The sequence below is a fragment of the Tenacibaculum sp. AWR4_210 genome (assembly GCF_056160945.1).
The window spans coordinates 1-2,364 of record NZ_JBSWYF010000026.1; the positions used below are offsets into that span (position 1 = coordinate 1).

A 2,364-nucleotide genomic window follows, 5' to 3' on the forward strand; every position below is an offset into this window, starting at 1 on the left:
AAGAGGTAATGTTACCGTCACCGTTAAAGGCAGTCGGATCTACTACTAAAGCGCCCGCACCGTTTTGTGTTAAACCAGTACCCGCAACATCCGCGTTTATTTTAGCAGCCGTAACTGCATCGTCATTGATCTTTCCAGTAGTTACAGCGTTATCGTTAATCTTAACAGTAGTTACTGCGTTGTCAGCTAATTCAGTAGTACCAACAGCGCCTGTGGCGATTTCTAGTGTAACATCTCCTAATAAAGCGTTAGCATCACCACCAACCGTTAAGTCAGAAGAAGTAATGTTACCGTCACCGTTAAAGGCAGTAGGATCTACAACTAAAGCGCCCGCCCCGTTTTGTGTTAAACCAGTACCCGCAACATCAGCGTTTATTTTAGCAGCTGTTACCGCATCGTCATTGATCTTAGCGGTAGTTACAGCGTTGTTATTGATTTTTCCTGTAGTTACGGCGTTATCGTTGATCTTAACCGTAGTCACTGCGTTGTCAGCTAATTCTGTAGTTCCAACAGCACCTGCAGCGATTTCCAGTGTAACATCTCCTAATAAAGCATTTGCATCACCACCAACCGTTAAGTCAGAAGAAGTAATGTTACCGTCACCGTTAAAGGCAGTCGGATCTACTACTAAGGCACCGGCACCGTTTTGTGTTAAACCAGTACCTGCAACATCAGCATTTATTTTAGCAGCTGTTACTGCATCGTCATTGATTTTTCCTGTAGTTATAGCGTTATCGTTAATCTTAACAGTAGTTACTGCATTGTCAGCTAATTCAGTAGTACCAACAGCACCTGCCGCGATTTCTAGTGTAACATCTCCTAATAAAGCGTTTGCATCACCACCAACCGTTAAGTCAGAAGAAGTAATGTTACCGTCACCATTAAAGGCAGTCGGATCAACTACTAAGGCACCCGCACCGTTTTGTGTTAAACCAGTACCCGCAACATCCGCGTTTATTTTAGCAGCTGTTACTGCATCGTCATTGATCTTAGCGGTAGTTACTGCGTTGTTATTGATTTTTCCTGTTGTTACGGCGTTATCGTTAATCTTAACCGTAGTCACAGCATTGTCAGCTAATTCTGTAGTTCCAACAGCACCTGCAGCGATCTCTAGTGTAACATCTCCTAATAATGCGTTAGCATCACCACCAACAGTTAAATCAGAAGAGGTAATGTTACCGTCACCGTTAAAGGCAGTAGGATCTACAACTAAAGCGCCCGCACCGTTTTGTGTTAAACCAGTACCCGCAACATCCGCGTTTATTTTAGCAGCCGTAACTGCATCGTCATTAATCTTTCCGGTAGTTACAGCGTTATCATTGATCTTAACAGTAGTTACTGCGTTGTCAGCTAATTCTGTAGTTCCAACAGCACCTGCAGCGATTTCTAGTGTAACATCTCCAAGTAAAGCATTTGCATCACCACCAACCGTTAAGTCAGAAGAAGTAATGTTACCGTCACCGTTAAAGGCAGTCGGATCTACCACTAAAGCACCCGCACCGTTTTGTGTTAAACCAGTACCTGCAACATCCGCGTTTATTTTAGCAGCTGTTACTGCATCGTCATTGATCTTAGCGGTAGTTACTGCGTTGTTATTGATTTTTCCTGTAGTTACAGCGTTATCGTTGATCTTAATCGTAGTCACTGCGTTGTCAGCTAATTCAGTAGTACCAACAGCACCTGCCGCGATCTCTAGTGTAACATCTCCAAGTAAAGCGTTTGCATCACCACCAACCGTTAAGTCAGAAGAGGTAATGTTACCGTCACCGTTAAAGGCAGTAGGATCTACTACTAAAGCGCCCGCACCGTTTTGTGTTAAACCAGTACCTGCAACATCCGCGTTTATTTTAGCAGCCGTAACTGCATCGTCATTGATCTTTCCAGTAGTTACAGCGTTATCGTTAATCTTAACAGTAGTTACTGCGTTGTCAGCTAATTCAGTAGTACCAACAGCGCCTGCGGCGATTTCTAGTGTAACATCTCCTAATAAAGCGTTTGCATCACCACCAACCGTTAAGTCAGAAGAGGTAATGTTACCGTCACCGTCAAAGGCAGTCGGATCTACCACTAAAGCACCCGCACCGTTTTGTGTTAAACCAGTACCCGCAACATCCGCGTTTATTTTAGCAGCTGTTACCGCATCGTCATTGATCTTAGCAGTAGTTACTGCGTTGTTATTGATTTTTCCTGTAGTTACGGCGTTATCGTTAATCTTAACCGTAGTCACAGCATTGTCAGCTAATTCAGTAGTTCCAACAGCACCTGCAGCGATCTCTAGTGTAACATCTCCTAATAAAGCGTTTGCATCACCACCAACCGTTAAGTCAGAAGAGGTAATGTTACCGTCACCGTTAAAGGCAGTCG

1 protein-coding gene is annotated in these 2,364 nt (G+C 43.8%); it reads right to left on the reverse strand.

Features of this window, described 5'->3' with window-relative positions:
- Positions 1-2,364: beta strand repeat-containing protein (locus ACXAG7_RS19835; RefSeq protein WP_476667912.1), on the reverse strand; the 2,364-nt coding region annotated here is incomplete at both ends.